General features: G+C 72.4%; 11 protein-coding genes. 5 read left to right on the forward strand and 6 right to left on the reverse strand.

Annotated elements, in window-relative coordinates; genetic code table 11:
- Window positions 1-233: 233 nt before the first annotated feature.
- Window positions 234-1,634 carry an NAD(P)H-dependent flavin oxidoreductase gene (locus tag HMPREF0731_RS11310; RefSeq protein WP_007004258.1) on the forward strand — a complete coding sequence of 467 codons (1,401 nt, stop codon included), beginning with the start codon at window positions 234-236 and terminating at the stop codon, window positions 1,632-1,634.
- Window positions 1,635-1,760: 126 nt separating this feature from the next.
- Complete coding sequence (locus HMPREF0731_RS11315; RefSeq protein ID WP_007004259.1) at window positions 1,761-2,207, forward strand: DoxX family protein; 447 nt, start codon at window positions 1,761-1,763, stop codon at window positions 2,205-2,207.
- 9 nt (window positions 2,208-2,216) lie between these two features.
- On the opposite strand, the gene HMPREF0731_RS11320 is transcribed toward HMPREF0731_RS11315, so the two are convergent.
- A complete protein-coding gene (locus tag HMPREF0731_RS11320) occupies window positions 2,217-3,464 on the reverse strand; it encodes a NupC/NupG family nucleoside CNT transporter (RefSeq protein WP_007004260.1) in 1,248 nt (415 codons plus the stop codon).
- Window positions 3,465-3,516: 52 nt separating this feature from the next.
- Complete coding sequence (locus HMPREF0731_RS11325; RefSeq protein ID WP_157136072.1) at window positions 3,517-4,674, reverse strand: DNA recombination protein RmuC; 1,158 nt, start codon at window positions 4,672-4,674, stop codon at window positions 3,517-3,519.
- A gap of 138 nt (window positions 4,675-4,812) precedes the next feature.
- Between HMPREF0731_RS11325 and HMPREF0731_RS11330 the strand changes: the two genes are divergently transcribed.
- Together HMPREF0731_RS11330 and HMPREF0731_RS11335 are read left to right on the forward strand one after the other, a co-directional pair.
- Complete coding sequence (locus HMPREF0731_RS11330; RefSeq protein WP_007004262.1) at window positions 4,813-5,391, forward strand: helix-turn-helix domain-containing protein; 579 nt, start codon at window positions 4,813-4,815, stop codon at window positions 5,389-5,391.
- 11 nt (window positions 5,392-5,402) lie between these two features.
- Entirely contained in the window at window positions 5,403-5,921 is a 519-nt protein-coding gene (locus tag HMPREF0731_RS11335) for a GNAT family N-acetyltransferase (RefSeq protein WP_007004263.1), read from the forward strand.
- A 68-nt stretch (window positions 5,922-5,989) separates the two neighbouring features.
- On the opposite strand, the gene purH is transcribed toward HMPREF0731_RS11335, so the two are convergent.
- Entirely contained in the window at window positions 5,990-7,567 is a 1,578-nt protein-coding gene (gene purH / locus HMPREF0731_RS11340; protein WP_007004264.1) for a bifunctional phosphoribosylaminoimidazolecarboxamide formyltransferase/IMP cyclohydrolase, read from the reverse strand.
- 407 nt (window positions 7,568-7,974) lie between these two features.
- On the opposite strand from purH, the gene HMPREF0731_RS11345 reads away from it, so the two are divergent.
- A complete protein-coding gene (locus HMPREF0731_RS11345; RefSeq protein WP_007004265.1) occupies window positions 7,975-8,346 on the forward strand; it encodes a flagellar biosynthesis regulator FlaF in 372 nt (123 codons plus the stop codon).
- 37 nt (window positions 8,347-8,383) lie between these two features.
- Here HMPREF0731_RS11345 and HMPREF0731_RS11350 read toward each other — a convergent pair whose 3' ends face one another.
- The 3 genes from HMPREF0731_RS11350 to HMPREF0731_RS11360 form a co-directional block, all read right to left on the reverse strand.
- Window positions 8,384-9,526 carry an ABC transporter substrate-binding protein gene (locus HMPREF0731_RS11350; protein ID WP_007004266.1) on the reverse strand — a complete coding sequence of 381 codons (1,143 nt, stop codon included), beginning with the start codon at window positions 9,524-9,526 and terminating at the stop codon, window positions 8,384-8,386.
- 197 nt (window positions 9,527-9,723) lie between these two features.
- Window positions 9,724-12,630, reverse strand: a complete 2,907-nt coding sequence (gene polA, locus HMPREF0731_RS11355; RefSeq protein ID WP_007004267.1) for a DNA polymerase I — start codon at window positions 12,628-12,630, stop codon at window positions 9,724-9,726.
- The gene (locus HMPREF0731_RS11360; RefSeq protein ID WP_040613036.1) at window positions 12,590-12,814 is read right to left on the reverse strand and encodes a zinc-finger domain-containing protein; all 225 of its coding nucleotides are present in this window, start codon (window positions 12,812-12,814) and stop codon (window positions 12,590-12,592) included. The genes polA and HMPREF0731_RS11360 overlap by 41 nt, the downstream gene beginning before the upstream one ends.
- Between the last annotated feature and the right edge of the window lie 246 nt (window positions 12,815-13,060).

The following is a 13,060-nucleotide window of genomic DNA, read 5'->3' on the forward strand; positions in this document are numbered from 1 at the left end:
CCTGGCCGCCGCGGTCCCAGGGCCGCGGTGGGCCGCCCCTGGCAGGGACAGGCCGGGCACCCCATGTGCCGGCCTGCCGCGCGGCGCGGGCCCCGGGGCGTTTCCTCGGGCTCCACGCCCCGGCCCGCCCAGGGGCGGATCCTGGCGGACTCCACAAGAAGGGCTGCGGGACGCGCCCGACTTGGGATATATGACGACCTCGTGATGAACGGACTGTAGGACGGTAGGCTGCGGTGAAGGCGATCAACGCGATCCGGATGGGCGGTGTGGACGTTCTGCCTCTCGTGGAGGGCGGCAAGGGCGTGGCCGTGTCCACGGGGGCTTCCTGTGGGGAATGGGCGGGCGCCGGCGGCGTCGGCACCTTCTCGGGCGTCAATGCCGACAGCTACGATGCCGATGGCCATGTCATCCGGCAGGTCTATCACGGCCGCACGCGCCGGGACCGGCATGAGGAGCTGGTGGCCTATGGCATCTCGGGCGGCATCGCCCAGGCGCGCGAGGCCTATGAGCGGGCCAATGGCCAGGGCCGCATCCACATCAACGTGCTGTGGGAGATGGGCGGCGCCGAGCGCGTGCTGCGCGGGGTGCTGGAAGGCGCCAAGGGGCTGATCAACGGCGTCACCTGCGGCGCCGGCATGCCCTATCGGCTGGCCGAGATCGCCCGCGAGTACAACGTCTTCTACTACCCCATCGTCTCCTCCGCCCGCGCCTTCGGCGCCCTGTGGAAGCGCAGCTACTCCAAGGTGGCGGAGCTGCTGGGCGGCGTGGTGTATGAGGATCCCTGGCTGGCCGGCGGCCATAACGGCCTGTCCAACTCCGAGGACCCGAACAAGCCCGAGGCGCCCTATGAGCGCGTGCGCAAGCTGCGCGAGCAGATGCGCGCCTTCGGCCTGGGCGACGTGCCGATCATCATGGCCGGCGGCGTCTGGTGGCTGGAGGAGTGGGAGGACTGGATCGACAACCCGGAGCTGGGTCCCGTCGCCTTCCAGTTCGGCACCCGCCCGCTGCTGACCCAGGAAAGCCCTATCAGCGACGCCTGGAAGCAGCGCCTGCTGACGCTGAAGCCCGGCGACGTGCTGCTGCAGCCCTTCTCGCCCACCGGCTTCTACTCCTCGGCCGTGCGCAACGAGTTCCTGCGCGACCTCGAGGCGCGCAGCGAGCGTCAGGTGGCCTATTCCCCCGAGCTGGTCGGCGAGCACACCGCCGAATACGGCATCGGCCCGCGCAAGCGTCCCGTCTGGCTGGCGCCGGGCGACCGCGACCGGGTGCAGCACTGGGAGGCTGAGGGCTTCACCGAGGCGCTGCGCACCCCGGACAGCACGCTGGTCTTCGTGACGCCCGAGCAGTCGCGCGAGATCCTGAAGGACCAGACCGACTGCATGGGCTGCCTGTCCCATTGCCGGTTCTCGAACTGGACCCAGCACGGCCCCGACTACACCAACGGCAAGAAGGCCGATCCGCGCAGCTTCTGCATCCAGAAGACGCTGCAGGACATCGCCCATGATGGCGAGATCGAGCACAACCTGATGTTCGCCGGCCACAACGCCTACCGCTTCGGGCAGGACCCGTTCTACTCGAACGGTTTCATCCCCTCGGTGAAGCAGCTGGTCGAGCGGATCATGTCCGGCCGCTGAGGCCGGCGCGGGCCGCCCGGCCCGCCTCAACAGAGCGTGAACGCGCCCCGGCCCCGCCGCGGGCGCGTTTTCTTTTGCGCCGGCCTCGCCTAGTGATGCGATGACGAAACGAAACGGGGCGCCGCCATGGTCCGCGCGATCGAAGACTTCCTGGGGCTGCCGGTCGTGGAATGGCTGGCGCGCATCCTGCTGACCTTCCCCTTCTGGGGCAGCGGCCTGGCCAAGCTGATCGACTTCCAGGGCGGCACCGCCGAGATGGCGCAGTTCGGCCTGCAGCCGGCGGCGCTGGTCAATGCCGCGGTCATCCTCACCCAGCTCGGCGGCGCGGCGCTGATCATCCTGAACCGCTGGACCTGGCTGGGGGCGGGGGCGCTCGGCGTCTTCACCGCGCTGACCATCCCGCTGGTGCACCATTTCTGGGCGCTGGAGGGCGAGCGCGCCATCATCGCCTTCCACACCGCCGGGGAGCATGTCGGCATGATCGGCGCGCTGATCGTCGTCTCGATCCTGTCCGAGCGGCGGCGGCGCAGCGAGCGCGGCGGCCTGGCCTTCCGCGGCGCCGCCGCGGAATAGGCCCGCCCCTCAGGGCGCGGTCAGCAGCCCCACCGTGGCGCCGGTCATGCAGCAGGCGATGTTGGCGGCGACCAGCGCCGGCATCCCCAGCTTCACGATATCGGCCCGCCGCTCCGGGCACATGCCGGTCATGCCGGCCAGCATGATGCCGACCGAGGCGACATTGCTGAAGCCGCACAGCGCATAGGTCAGGATCAGCCGGCTGCGGGCATCGAGCCCCAGGCCGCCCGAATTCGCCAGCTCCAGATAGGCGATGAACTCGTTCAGCGCGACCTTGATGCCGAGCGCGGCGCCGACGGCCGGGACATGCTCGTCCGGCACGCCCATCAGCCAGGCCAGCGGGCGGAAGACATAGCCCAGCAGCGCCTGCAGGCTCAGCCCCGTCAGCGGCTCCAGCACCATGTTGGCCAGCGCCACCAGCGCCACGAAGACGATCAGGCTGGCCATGACGCCGAGCAGCAGCGCCAGCCCGTCCGCCGTGCCGCGCACCACCGCCTCCATCGTGCTGTCATAGAGCGGCGGCGCCATGCGCTCCTCCGGCGCCGGCGGGCCGGGCGGGCCGGGCGGGCGCATCAGCGCCGCCGCCAGCACCGCGGCGGGGGCGGAGATCAGGCTGGCCACCAGCAGCTGCCCGGCGACATCCGGCACCACCGGCGCCAGCAGCGCCGCATAGACCACCAGCATGTTGCCGGCGATGGTGGCCAGCCCCGCCGTCATCACCATGAACAGCTCCGCCTCGCTCAGCCGGCCGAGCCAGGCGCGGATCAGCAGTGGCGCCTCCACCATGCCGACGAAGACATTGGCGGCGACCGAGAAGCCGCAGGCCCCCGACAGCCCCAGCGCCCGGCGCAGCAGCCGCGCCAGCAGCCCGACCGCCAGCGGCAGCACCCGCCAGTGATACAGCACCGCCGAGAGCGCGCCGACCACCAGCAGCAGCGGCAGCGCCTGGAAGAACAGGATGAAGCTGCCGCCGGGGCGAAGCTCCGCGAAGGGCAGCGGCGCGCCGCCGAGATAGCCGAACACCAGCGAAGTGCCCGCCTGCGTCGCCCGCGACAGGGCGGTCACCGCATCGCCCAGCAGGGCGAATCCGGCGCGCAGCACCGGCACATGCAGCAGCAGCGCGGCCAGGCCGAGCTGCAGGCCGAGCCCGGCCAGGATGACGCGCCAGGGCAGCGGGCGGCGCAGCCCGCCGGCCAGCCAGGCCAGGGCGGCCAGCCCCAGCAGGCCGAAGCCCGATTGCAGTTGCAGCAAGCTCATGGAGGCGAGGGATCCAGGCAGGAGGGAGGCGGCGCCGCGGCGCCGGCCAGGCTCAGGGTGGCGGCAGGGAGGGGGTGTCGTCCAGCTCCACCTGCTCGATCCGCGCCCCGCTGCGCTGCAGCTTCTCGGTGCTGATGTCGATCTGGCGGATGTCCTCCTGCGCCTGGTTGAAATGGCTCTTCAGCTTGGCCACCCGCTCGCCCAGGCGGCCGACATCGGCCACCAGCTTCGCCACCTCCTCCTGGATGCGGCCCGCCTGGGCGCGCATGCGCACATCCTGCATCAGCGCCCGCATCGCCGAGAGCATCGCCCAGAGCGTGGTGGGGGAGGCGATGTAGACCCGCTTGCGCTGCGCCTCGTCCACCAGCGCGCCGAAGCCGGTGTGCAGCTCGGCGAACACCGCCTCGGACGGGACGAACAGGATGGCGGCCTCGGCCGTCTCGCCGGGGATCAGGTATTTGCGGGCGATGTCGTCGATATGCCGGCGCATGTCGGTGGTGAATTGCCGGGCGGCCACGCTGCGGCCGGCGGCATCCTCGGCCTCGCGCAGCGCCTGCCAGGCCTCCAGCGGGAATTTGCTGTCCACCGCCACCGGCCCCGGCGGGTAGGGCAGGCGGATCAGGCAGTCGCAGCGCGTGCCGTTCGACAGCACATGCTGCCAGGCGAAGCCCTCCGGCGGCAGCCTATCCTCGATCAGCTGGCGCAGCTGCATCTCGCCGAAGGCGCCGCGCGCCTGCTTGTTGCCCAGGATGCCGGCCAGCGTGCCGACCTGCGCGCCCAGCGCCTCCATGTTCGCCCGCGCGGCGTCGATCACCGCCAGACGCTCCTGGATCTGGCCGGCCGTCTCCTGCGCCTTCTCGGTCTGCGCCGAAAGGCTCTGCGCCAGCTTCTCGTTCTGCGCGGCGATCGCCCGGGTCAGCGCGGCGGAGGATTGCGCGATGCGGTCGTTCTGCGCCACCAGCGCGTCCGACAGGCGCCGGGCATTCTCCTCCAGCCGCGCGGCCAGCATGCGGTCCTGCTGCGCCAGCCGGTCGGTGGTGATGCCGGCCAGGCGCTCCTGCGTGGCCGCCAGCGCCTCCAGCTTGCCGGCCAGCAGCGCAAAACCCTCCAGCCCGGCATCGCGGCGCGGGCGGCGGAGCATCGACGCCATGAACAGCACCGACAGCAGCAGCACCGCCAGCAGGGCCACAGGGAGAATCCAGTCGGGCATCGTCATCCCTCCAGTCTAGCGCAGCGGGGGAGGCGCCGCCTCCCCCGCACCCCCTCCGCCGGGGGGACAAGGGTCCCCCCGGACCCCGCCATCAGCTGGGCTGTTGACAGGCATCCCAAGAGAGAGAAAAATTCTCTTATGGGAGAATCATCGACACCCGACCCCCTGGAAGCGCGGCTGGCCGCGTGCCTGGCACGGCTGCGCGCCGAGCAGGGGCTGTCGCTGGAGGAACTGGCCGGGCGCACCGGCATCAGCCGCGCCACGCTGTCGCGGCTGGAGCGGGCCGAGGCCAGCCCGACCGCGGCCATGCTCGGCCGGCTCTGCACCGCCTATGGCCGCACCCTGTCCTGGATGATGGGGGAGGTGGAGGCGCAGGCCCCGGCGGTGGTGCGCGACGCGGCGCAGCCGCGCTGGACCGACCCCGAAAGCGGCTTCCGCCGCCGGGTCGTCTCGCCCCCGGGGCCGGGGCTGCGCGGCGAGCTGCTGGAGGGCCGGCTGCCGCCCGGCGCCAGCGTCGCCTACGCCGCTTCGCCCCTCGCCGGGCTCGAACATCATCTCTGGCTGCTGGAGGGCGTGCTGGAGATGGCGGTGGAGGGCGGGGAGCACCGCCTGCTGCCGGGGGATTGCCTGCGCTACCGGCTGCATGGCCCGTCGCGCTTCCATTGTCCGGCCGGGGGCGCCGGGGCGCGCTACGTCCTGGCCGTCATCCAGCCCTGAGGAAGGCCTGCATGGTCATCGAGGAACTGAGTGCCGACACGCTGCGCGGGGCGCTGCCCGAGCTGACGGAGATCCTGGAGGGCTGCGTGGCGGAGGGGGCCAGCATCGGCTTCCTGGTGCCGATGCCGGCCGGCCAGGGCGAGGCCTATTGGCGCGGGCTGGAGGGGGCGCTGCGGGAGGGCACGCGGCGCATCCTGGTGGTGCGGCGGGAGGGGCGGATCGTGGCCACCGGCGCGCTGGCGCTGGGCGGGCTGCCGAATGCGCGGCACCGGGCGGAGGTGTCGAAGCTGCTGGTGCATCCCTCGGCGCGGCGCCAGGGGCTGGCGCGCGCCCTGCTGGCGGCGCTGGAGGCGATGGCGCGCGGGATGGGCCTGCGCCTGCTGATCCTGGACACCAAGCCCGGCGATGCCGGCGAGCCGCTGTACCGGGCCACGGGCTGGACCCCGTGCGGTACGATTCCCGGCTATGTGCTGGATGATGGCGGAAGCAGCGTGTCGCCGACGCTGTTCTTTTACAAGCCGCTGAACTGAAGGCGGGGTCCGGGGGGACCCTGTCCCCCCGGCCGAGGGGTCTGGGGAGGCGGAGCCTCCCCAGGACTTCAGTGCCGGAAGTGCCGCATCCCGGTGAACACCATGGCGAGCCCCGCCTCGTCGGCGGCGGCGATGACCTCATTGTCGCGCATGGAGCCACCCGGCTGGATGACGGCCGTGGCGCCGGCGGCGGCGGCGGCCTGCAGCCCGTCGGCGAAGGGGAAGAAGGCGTCGGAGGCGACGACCGAGCCGTGTGCCAGCGGCGCCTCGAGGCCCGCGGCCTTGGCGGCCTCGGCCGACTTCCAGGCGGCGATGCGGGCGGAGTCGACGCGGCTCATCTGCCCGGCGCCGATGCCGACGGTGGAGCCGCCCTTGGCGTAGACGATGGCGTTGGACTTGACGTGCTTGGCGACGCGGAAGGCGAAGATCAGGTCGGCCATTTCCTGCGCGGTGGGCGCGCGCTTCGTCACCACCTTCAGGCTGTCCGCGGTGACGCGGCCGGCGTCGCGGGACTGCGCCAGGAAGCCGCCGGAGACCGAGCGGAGGACGCGGCCGGGCGCGGCCGGGTCGGGCAGGCCGCCGGTCAGCAGCAGGCGCAGGTTCTTTTTGCGGGCGAAGATCGCCTTGGCCGCGTCATCGGCATCCGGGGCGACCACCACCTCGGTGAAAATCGCCGAGATGCGCTCGGCGGCGGCGGCGTCCAGCACGCGGTTGGCGGCGACGATGCCGCCGAAGGCGGAGACCGGGTCGCAGCGCAGCGCCAGGTCCCAGGCCTGGGCCAGCGAGGTGCCTTCCGACACGCCGCAGGGGTTGGCGTGCTTGACGATGACGATGGCGGGCTGGTCGAACTCGGCGACGCATTCGAAGGCGGCGTCGGTGTCGTTCAGGTTGTTGAAGGACAGTTCCTTGCCCTGCACCTGCTGGGCGGTGGCGATGCCCGGGCGGTTGCTGCCATCGGTGTAGAAGGCGGCCTGCTGGTGCGGGTTCTCGCCATAGCGCAGCGTCTGGCGCAGCACGCCGGCGGCGGCGAGGCGGGGCGGGAAGTCCTGCTCCAGCTTCTCGGCGAACCAGGTGGAGATGGCGGTGTCATAGGCCGCGGTGCGGGCGAAGGCGGCGGCGGCCAGGCGCTTGCGGGTGGCCAGCGTGGTGCCGCCCTGGGCCTCGATCTCGGCCTGCAGCTCGGCCATCTGCTCCGGGGCGGTGACGACGGCCACGTCCTCGTGGTTCTTGGCGGCGGCGCGGGTGAGCGCCGGGCCGCCGATGTCGATCTCCTCCACCGTCTCCTCATAGGAGGCGCCCTTCGCGACGGTCGCCTCGAAGGGGTAGAGGTTGGAGACCAGCAGGTCGATCGGGGCGATGCGGTGCGCTTCCATCTGGGCGACGTGCTTGGCGTCGGCGCGGCGGCCGAGCAGCCCGCCATGGATCTGCGGCACCAGGGTCTTCACGCGGCCATCCAGGATTTCCGGGAAGCCGGTGTGGTCGGACACGTCGACCACGGCCACGCCATTGTCGCGCAGCAGCCGCGCGGTGCCGCCGGTGGAGAGGATCTCGACCCCCTTCCCGGCGAGGAAGCGGGCGAAGTCCAGCAGCCCGGTCTTGTCATGCACCGAAATCAGGGCGCGGCGGATGGTCACGATGTCGGCCATGGCGGTCGAACCTTCCTGCAGTCTCGTCGGGCGCGGCTTAGACCGTTGCGCGGCACGGCTCAACCGAGCGCTTTGCGGGTCTCCTCCCTGCGGCAAGCCGGGCGGAGGGCGGGGGATGGCGGAAAAAAACCGCCCCGGCACACGAAAACGTCAGAAAAGCGAATATTTTTAAGGGTTTGTTAGGGAAATACACGGCATAGTGAGCGTGCGCCAGGGAAGAGGCGCCGCCGGCCAGCCCGGCATCCCCCCCTCCGGCCGAAGGCCGGCGGATGGACCCGCAGAAGCCCCGTCCACGACCAAGCGCCGACGCCCCGCCAGGGGCGCGCGGCGGCAAAGGGCTCCGCCGCCGGCGGCGCCCGCTGGATGGAACAGGCCGGCCCCGCCGGCTTCGCCAAGGATCTGCCCGCGTGTCCCACCTCTCCGCCGCCGCCCCTGCCGCCCCCTTCGCCACCATGGCCGCGCTGCCCACGGTGTTCGCCCTCGGCGCCCCGCGCGAGGAGGAGGCGGCCGCCTTCCGCAGCGCCGCCACGACGCTGCTGGCCGCGCGCGAGGCCGGGCACGAGGCGCGCGGCGAGGCGCTGCGGCTGAACCGCCGGCTGTGGCAGGCGGTGCTGATCGCCCTGGCCGCGCCGGAGAACGCGCTGCCGATGCCGCTGCGCCAGGGGCTGGCGACGCTGGCCACCACGATGCTGCGGGAGATGGACCGCAACCGCCCGGACCTCGCCTTCCTGGCGGCGATCAACCAGGAGATCGCGGCCGGCCTGTCGCCCTGCCAGTGAGCGGCCGGCCGGCGGCCCGGCCCCCGGCAAGGCAGAGCTAGGGCAGGGCCGGGTCCAGGCTGACCCAGAGCGTGCCCTCGAAGGGCAGGGCGGCGAAGCGGCGGTTGATCTCCGCCAGCGTGTCGCCCGGGTCCAGCTCGGGGAAGAGATCGGGGCGGACCCAGCGGGCCATCGCCTCCAGCGCCAGGATGTTGGTGGGCACGGCGTTGAAGTGGTTCCACAGCCCGTGCGCGCGCCCCTGGCGGATGGCGGACAGCCCGGCCAGGCCCGGGCCGCGCAGCACCTCGCGCAGCGAGTCCCGCGCCGCCTCCCGCGCGATGCCGGGGCCGATGCTGAAGCGGTTCCGCGGCAGGCCGGTGGTGATGTAGACCTCCGGATCCTCGGTGATCACCTGTTCCAGATGCAGCATGCCGCCCTGGCCGGGGGGCAGCAGCCCGGCGCCCAGGTTGCGCGCCCCCAGCAGGGTGGCGAAGCTGCCCAGCCCGGCATCGCTCCACACCCAGCAGCAGCTGTCACTGCCGGCGAAGGCGTGCAGCATGACGCGTGGCCCCGCCGCCGGGCTGGCCGCCACCGCGTCGCGGATGCGCGCCAGGCGCTGCTCGTAGAAGGCGGCGAAGTCCTCGCCCTGCTGCTCCCGCCCCAGGGCGCGGCCGAGGGCGCGCATGCTGGGGGCGGTGTTGCGCAGCGGGTCGCGGTTGAAATCCAGCACCAGGGCGGGAATGCCGGCGCCTTCCAGGGCGCGGATGATACCCTGGCCGCCCGGCGTCGCCGCTTGCCACAGCGGCAGCACCGCCAGATCCGCCCCGAGGGACAAAGCGCGCTCGACCGAGAAACTGTCCTGGTTGCTGCTGCCCAGGCGCGGCACCTCGGCCAGGCGGGGGAAGCGCGCGGTGAAGGCGGCGGCGAGCGGCGGGTTGATGCGCGCCAGGTCGTCCGCCCAGCCGGCCAGCAGCGCCACCGGGTCGGGGGCCAGCAGGGACAGCGCCACCAGGTCGAAGCCGGTGGTCAGCAGCAGCCGGCGCGGCGGCCGGGGCAGGGTGACGGTGCGGCCGGTGAGGTCGGTCACCTGGCGCGGCCAGGCGGTGCCCTGCGCCCGGGCGGGGGGCGCCCCGGTGAGGGTGAGGGCGCAGGGGGATGCCAGCAGCAGGCCGGCGGCGAGGAGGGAGCGTCGGCGCAGCATGGGGCGCAACTACGCGCAAATGAGAATTAGTGTCAACAAATCGGCCCTTCCGAATGGAGGCGGCAGGATTGACGGCGGCGCATGCGTGACCCGCGCTGCGCGGGGCGCTGTTGCCGCGCCCAGCTGAAGGCGGGGTCCGGGGTGGCCCTGCCACCCCGGTGGTGGGGTCTGGGGAGGCGAAGCCTCCCCAGAGGGTCTCAGTGGGCGACCGCCCAGTTCGCCCCGTGCCCGATTTCCGCCTTCAGCGGCACGCGCAGGGTGGCGACGCTTTCCATCACCTGCCGCACGCACTCGGCGGTGGCGTCCACCTCCGCCTCGGGCACCTCGAACAGCAGCTCGTCATGCACCTGCAGCAGCATGCGGGCGGAGAGCCCGGCCGCGCGCAGCGCCGCCGGCATGCGCACCATGGCGCGCTTGATGATCTCGGCCGCGCCGCCCTGGAAGGGGGCGTTGATGGCGGCGCGCTCGGCATTGCCGCGGCGGGCCTGTTCCTTGGCCTGGATGCCGTCGATCCACAGCTTCCGGCCGAAGGGGGAGAGCACGTAGCCCTTCTCCCGCGCCTCGGATTTCAGCCGCTCCATCTCCTCCAGGATGCCGGGATACTGGGAGAAATAGGCGTCGATGATGCCGCGCGCCTCGCCCGGGCCGATGCCGAGGCGGGCGGCCAGGCCGAAGGCGGACATGCCGTAGATGATGCCGAAATTGATCGTCTTGGCGCGGCGGCGGGCTTCCTTGTCCACCTTGTCCGGCGCCAGGCCGAAGATGTCGGCGGCGGTGCGGCTGTGGATGTCCTCGCCCTTGGCGAAGGCGTCACGCAGCGAGGGCACGTCGGCCAGATGGGCCAGCAGCCGCAGCTCGATCTGCGAATAGTCGGCGGCCAGCAGCACATGGCCCGGCTCGGCCACGAAGGCGCGGCGGATGCGCACGCCTTCCTCGGTGCGGATCGGGATGTTCTGCAGGTTCGGCTCGGTGGAGGAGAGCCGGCCGGTCGAGGTGACGGCCATGGAGAAATCCGTGTGGACGCGGCCGTCGCGGCGGTCGATCTGCGCGGCCAGCCCCTCGACATAGGTGGATTTCAGCTTGGCCAGCTGGCGCCAGTGCAGCACGCGGCGCGGCAGCTCATGCCCGCGCGCGGCGAGGTCCTCCAGCACCGAGGCGTCGGTGCCCCAGGCGCCGTTCTTGCCGCGCTTGCCGCCGGGCAGCTTCTGCTCGTCGAACAGGATTTCTCCGAGCTGCTTCGGGGAACCCACGTTGAAGGGCTTGCCGGCGAGCTCGTGGATCTCCTGCTCCAGCACCACCATGCGCTGGGAGAAATCCTCGCCGATGCGGGCCAGCTCGGCGCCGTCGACCTTGATGCCGGCCATCTCCATGTCGCGCAGCACGGCGACCATGCGGCGCTCGACCTGCTCATACAGCGCCAGGCTGCGGTCGGGCCGCAGGCGCGGGCGCAGCGCCTGCCACAGGCGCAGCGTGACGTCGGCATCCTCGGCGGCGTAGGCGGTGGCCTTGTCGAGCGCCACCTGGCTGAAGGGGATGCGGGCGCGGCCGGTGCCGGTGACCTCGTCGAAGGGGATCGGCCGGTGGCCGAGATGGCGCAGCGACAGCTCGTCCATGCCGTGGCCGTGCCGGCCGGCATCCATGCTGTAGGAGATCAGCATGGTGTCATCGACGGGGGTGATGTCGAGCGCGCCATGCTCGGGGCGCGCCAGCACCTCGAGATCGTATTTGGCGTTGTGCAGGATCTTCAGCACGGCGGGGTCGGCCAGCAGCGGGCGCAGCGCCTCCACCACCTCGGCCTGCGAAAGCTGGGCGGGGGCGGCGGGCGCCTCGGCCAGCAGATCGCCCGAGCCGGGCGGGGGGCCGTGCCGCAGCGGCACGTAGCAGGCGCGGCCGGGTGCGACCGCCAGCGAGAGGCCGACCAGGTTGGCGTTCAGCGCGTCCAGGCTGTCCGTCTCGGTGTCGATGGCCAGCAGCCCGCCCGCCCGCGCGGCGTCGAGGAAAGGCTGCAGCGCGGCCAGCTCGGTCACCGTCTCATAGGGGCCGAAGGGCGCGGCATCGGCGGCGGGGGGGGGCTCGGCGGTGGCGGCCGGCTCGGGAACCGCCCCGTTGGTGGCGAAGCGCGGGCGGGAGACGGGGGCGCTGTCCGCCGTGTCGCCATCCAGCCCCATGCGGTGCAGCAGCGAACGGAAACCCTGCTCGCGCAGGAAGCCGGCGAGGCGCCCGGGCTCCGGCGCGCGGGCCAGCAACTGGTCCACCGGCGCGGGCAGGGGCGCGTTCTCGTCCAGCAGCACCAGGCGGCGGCTGATGCGCGCCTGCTCGGCGAAATTGATCAGCGCCTCGCGCCGCTTCGGCTGCCTGATCTGCGGCGCGGCGGCCAGCAGGCCCTCCAGGTCGCCATATTCCAGGATCAGCGTGGCGGCGGTCTTGACGCCGATGCCGGGCACGCCCGGCACATTGTCGGTGGAATCCCCGGCCAGCGCCTGGACATCGACCACCTTGTCCGGGGTGACGCCGAATTTCTCCAGCACCTCGGGCTCGCGGATCGGCTTCTGCTTGATCGGGTCCAGCAGCTGCACGCCCGGGCGCACCAGCTGCATCAGGTCCTTGTCGGAGGAGACGATGGTCACCTGCCCGCCGCGCTCGACGAAGCCCTTGGCATAGGCGGCGATCAGATCGTCGGCCTCGAAGCCCGGCTGCTCGACGCAGGCGACGCCGAAGGCGGCGGTGGCCTCGCGGATCAGCGCGAATTGCGGCACCAGCTCGGGCGGCGGCTCCGGCCGGTGCGCCTTGTAGTCCGGGTAGATCTCGCTGCGGAAGGTGACGCGCGAGCTGTCGAACACCACGGCGATATGGGTGCCGACATGTTTCGTCAGGAAATTGCCGAGCATGGTGGTGAAGCCGAAGACGGCGTTCACCGGCACGCCGTCCGGCCGCGTCATCGGCGGCAGGGCGTGGAAGGCGCGGAAGATGTAGCCCGAGCCGTCGACCAGGATCAGGTGCGGCTGGGTCTCGGCGGTCTCGGGCGCCGCGGCGGGCTGGGCGCCCGGGGCGCCCGGGACGGGGTCAGTGATGGTCGCCGCCCCCCGCGCCCTCGGCCAGCACATAGGTGCGGGAGCAATAGGGGCAGGTGATCTGCGTGTCCTCGATGCGCAGCGCGACGCCGGGATGGCCGAAGGCGCCGCCGCCGCCATCGCAATTCACCACGCGGCTGTGCACGGTGATGATCTCTTCCGGCGTCACGCCGGGGGTGGCTTTGGGGGCGTAGCCGGTCAGCTTCGCGTCGCGCATCGGGTCATTCCCGTCACTGAAGGTCCGGCGGAACATAGGCGCAACCCTGCGCCGCCGCCAGACGCGATGGGGCGGAGGCGATGCCGGCCCATCGCGCCAGGCTGGGGCTTGGCTACGGCAGCGCAACAAGATCGTGGACCCGCGCGGCCGCGCCGCGCTATGGCGGTGGGCCATGCTGCGCTGCTTCCAGACCGAACGCCGCCCTTCCCCCGCCGCCGTCAGGCTGGCGCCGCGCCGCGCCGGGCG

It is taken from the genome of Pseudoroseomonas cervicalis ATCC 49957, from assembly GCF_000164635.1.
Lineage (GTDB): Bacteria > Pseudomonadota > Alphaproteobacteria > Acetobacterales > Acetobacteraceae > Pseudoroseomonas > Pseudoroseomonas cervicalis.

Bases quoted from the DNA above. Each gene is read 5' to 3' on its own strand.
- HMPREF0731_RS11315 (WP_007004259.1), top strand. From the start codon at position 1,761: ATGGTCCGCGCGATCGAAGACTTCCTGGGGCTGCCGGTCGTGGAATGG.
- HMPREF0731_RS11320 (WP_007004260.1), bottom strand. From the start codon at position 3,464: ATGAGCTTGCTGCAACTGCAATCGGGCTTCGGCCTGCTGGGGCTGGCC.
- HMPREF0731_RS11325 (WP_157136072.1), bottom strand. From the start codon at position 4,674: ATGCCCGACTGGATTCTCCCTGTGGCCCTGCTGGCGGTGCTGCTGCTG.
- HMPREF0731_RS11330 (WP_007004262.1), top strand. From the start codon at position 4,813: ATGGGAGAATCATCGACACCCGACCCCCTGGAAGCGCGGCTGGCCGCG.
- HMPREF0731_RS11335 (WP_007004263.1), top strand. From the start codon at position 5,403: ATGGTCATCGAGGAACTGAGTGCCGACACGCTGCGCGGGGCGCTGCCC.
- purH (WP_007004264.1), bottom strand. From the start codon at position 7,567: ATGGCCGACATCGTGACCATCCGCCGCGCCCTGATTTCGGTGCATGAC.
- HMPREF0731_RS11350 (WP_007004266.1), bottom strand. From the start codon at position 9,526: ATGCTGCGCCGACGCTCCCTCCTCGCCGCCGGCCTGCTGCTGGCATCC.
- polA (WP_007004267.1), bottom strand. From the start codon at position 12,630: ATGTGCTGGCCGAGGGCGCGGGGGGCGGCGACCATCACTGACCCCGTC.
- HMPREF0731_RS11360 (WP_040613036.1), bottom strand. From the start codon at position 12,814: ATGCGCGACGCGAAGCTGACCGGCTACGCCCCCAAAGCCACCCCCGGC.